The 3,399-nt window shown below is 50.3% G+C and carries 2 protein-coding genes; both read right to left on the bottom strand.

What is annotated here, in order from left to right:
- On the bottom strand, positions 1-2,900 hold a 2,900-nt coding region (locus BLX24_RS29675), incomplete at its 3' end, for an SdrD B-like domain-containing protein (RefSeq protein ID WP_071506833.1).
- Positions 2,901-3,184: 284 nt separating this feature from the next.
- A partial coding sequence (locus BLX24_RS33005; protein ID WP_510185436.1) for a CVP-CTERM putative protein-anchoring domain-containing protein occupies positions 3,185-3,399 on the bottom strand: 215 nt, incomplete at its 5' end.

Raw genomic sequence — 3,399 nt, 5'->3', positions numbered from 1 at the left:
GACAGGCTCACCGGTGTTCCGGCGGTCACGTTTGTTGAACTCGCCTGTAGGCTAAGCACCGGCTGTGGCATTACCGTCGCCGTGCCGACGACCGAAGTAGCCGAGCCCGTCTGCGTCGTACAGGTGGCCGTGTAAGCCGTTGTCTGCGTCAGACCCGGCGTAATCAGGCTGTTGCCCGTGGTGCCGTTTGACCAGCTTACCGTACCATTATTACAACCCGAAGCCGTCAGCGTCGCCGAACTGCCGTAGCAGACCGTTGCCGACACGACAGCGATTGTTGCCGCAACGGTACAGGTTGCAGGTGCCGTGTATGTTTGACTAACTGTTTCACATGCAGTCGCCGCGGCAACTACCGAAACAGTATGTTTGCCGCTTCCCGAACTCAATCCGGTCAGCGAAAACGTAGCATTCGTTTGACCTGCGGTTACACTGATAACGGCCGACTTTGTTCCGTCGGTAACCGTCAGGCTCGTTGCCGGACTATTGTTAAGGCTGACCGTTCCGGAAACCGGATATGTATTCGTAACCTCATTACAAGTATTCGCCAAAACGATGAGAGACATTGAACAAGGAGGTACCGGCGCATAAGCGGCATCGATTGAGAAATCATTTTCCCCTCCTACTCCGATTGTCAGCGTAACAACTCCCGTTGCGGAAGGATCTGAGTCAATTTTATCCGCATTTTCACCCGTTGCAGCATTCACATTTTCACTGATCAACAGCGCTCCAGCACTTGTACTTATCGGGAAACAAACAGAATATGAACCACCGTAAGTTAAAGACAGATTCAAAACAGCAGATGTACTGGACGTCCCGGTTGCTGTACTGAAATAATATTCGCCCTTACTGTTTGTCGTAGCTGTTACGCCGTTGGCGGAAAGACCTGTACCTTTCAGCGTTACAACAACCCCCGGAATACCTGCCTCACCGGCATCCTGAACACCATTATTATTTGTATCATTCCAAACACGGTTACCAATCATGATCGGAGCCGGTGAACAAAGTGCTTCCAGTAAACCTAATCCGTTTGCTTTTCCCAGTGTTACATCATTAGCTGCACCACCACCAAGTGTACGATAGATTTCAGCACGCCTGTTATCAGCTCCGGTCCGGTTATCAAACCAGGCTATACCACCAGACCATGTATTTAGCGGATCCATCATTGTCGATATGAGGTAGTTACTACCCGGTATGACAAGACTGCTGCCCATATACGTCTCCTGGTGAATTTCCACATAAGGCATACTGGAACTTAAGTATCCACTGTAAGCATCTGTATAGTAAAACTCACCGGCCGGTGTTGCATAAGTCGTACTCGTTGGTGTTCCAGGGCCCTGACCGTTACCGGCACCACTACTCGCCAATGTACCGACCGCCGCATTTTTTTCCAGGACCCAGGCTGTTCCGTTAAAGGAAGCCCGCAGAAGGTCGCCACCGATGTAGCCATTCAAAAGCGTGGTTGACGTGGTCTGTGTCGTATTACGCTGACGGAATCCAAGCTGGTGTCCGCCACGGTCCATAAAGCCCATTACCATATCTCCGTTACTGGTAAAATCAATATCGGACAACATCGGCTGCGGCCGTGCAGAACGGCGGAAGAACGGGTCAGCTACAGTGCCGGCAGAACCAGGGTTGGTAACTGATCCCAGATTGATCCCGGAGAACTGACTCACCCACGGTTCCCATGAATCACCCAGAGGAGCATCCTGGGTATGAATCATACCTTTTGCATAATTCAGGCGAAAGCTAAATACCGCCGTTGTCGGGATCGTTGTCGCTCCCTCATCCATAGCATATACGTAGGCATACATATCATTGGCAGTGCCACCGTTTTCGGCTGTACAAACCACGCCGATATATACTTTACCATTATACACCTTCACCGCAAACGGCCGGCCCACACCGTTTGTACAGCCGGGAGCCGGGATTGCAATTTTTGTCAGATCAGAAGCCTGTAACGTGGTTTTGGCCGGGTTGCCGATGGCTAGTGCCAGCAGTTGCCGGTTGTAGAGATCAACAACGTACAGAATACGCCCGTCTGTCGACAGCGTCATTCCGCCCAGACCAACCTTCCCGACTGCATCAAAACCTAAAGGGTCATTACTGCTTACCCCGCCATCGCCGGGAAGCACACGCGCCGAAATATCTGATGCCCCAAGCGATAAACTGAAAGGTGCGCTCTCCAGATCCACATATACGCTGTTTGCAGCTGTACTACCCGACATGTTTGTTACATAAATACCACCTAGTCCGGCTGTACCAAGCCCGACGTGGCGTTTCATAAAGGCTGCCGTAAACAACTTTTTCGATTCCCGCTGATAAGCCGCGCCAAAAATACTACCCAGTTCTTTAGCGGTAGCCAGTTTCGTGCCGGCTAAACCGGTTCCTGAAGAGTTATACGGCACACTGACCAAGGCAACCTCAGTGGCTACGGTACTCGTAGCCGACAAAGGGTCACCCACTACAAAACAAGGAATTGCCAACGGGGGCGCTGACTGACAGTAATCGTTCACGCTATTCACACCGAAGTTAAGTATCACCGTCCCTGATGACACAAACTCAACTGATGTACCGGATGCATTGCCATTATAATAGCCTTCATTGAGATACCCCAGCGGGGCCGGAATAGTATATTCTACCCGATACGGCCCACTCCCGCTTGCTGTAATGGAATAGGACCCTGTGCTACCCGACGTTGCCGAACCAGCGAGTACGCCACTGGTATTGTAAGCCTTTATGATAACCCCGCTTACGCCGGTTTCGCCGTAGGTATAGGTACCGGAAGCCGGCGTACTCTGATACGTTCCATTCCCGTTGAAATCTCGATAAACTATACCGGAAATATTTTGTGCCTGCACGACGCCTGACAGCCCCGCCATACACATCAGCCAGATCAACATCTGTCTGCAAGCATAAAAATCACGTAATACTCTGTGTAAGTAATGTGTGTTCATGGTTATTCTGTGAAGAATTGCAAGTATGTAATCGCTTCAGGCAACAAAAACCAAGCCAACAAAACACAAATAATTCATATGTTACCTTATTCATCCAAATGGATCAACTGGTAACATTGAACAATCCCATCAAATAATCAAAACATAGTCAGCGAGTTACAAAAAAAATCCCCTGAGCGAACCAGAGCGCTCAGGGGAAAAAAAGTATAAAAGATAGGTAGTACCTTACCTTAAAGCCGCGTTTTTGTTTTCCGGATACTAACCGGAACACAGATTTCCGGCGGACAGGCACAGTTTACCGTCAGCGTCACCGTTACATCCCGGTAGCAACCCAACTGGTTGTAGATACGGACCGTGTAGGTCTTCGCTTCACTCAGGCCACCGGCCACTACCCCATCCTGCGGCAGGTTCAGCAACGTCGGATTGGCTACGGTAAAACTACTGC

Source organism: Arsenicibacter rosenii (genome assembly GCF_001870735.1).
Taxonomy (GTDB): domain Bacteria; phylum Bacteroidota; class Bacteroidia; order Cytophagales; family Spirosomataceae; genus Arsenicibacter; species Arsenicibacter rosenii.
The sequence above is the reverse complement of the archived record's forward strand: the minus strand, read 5'-3'. Positions and strand labels throughout refer to the sequence as shown.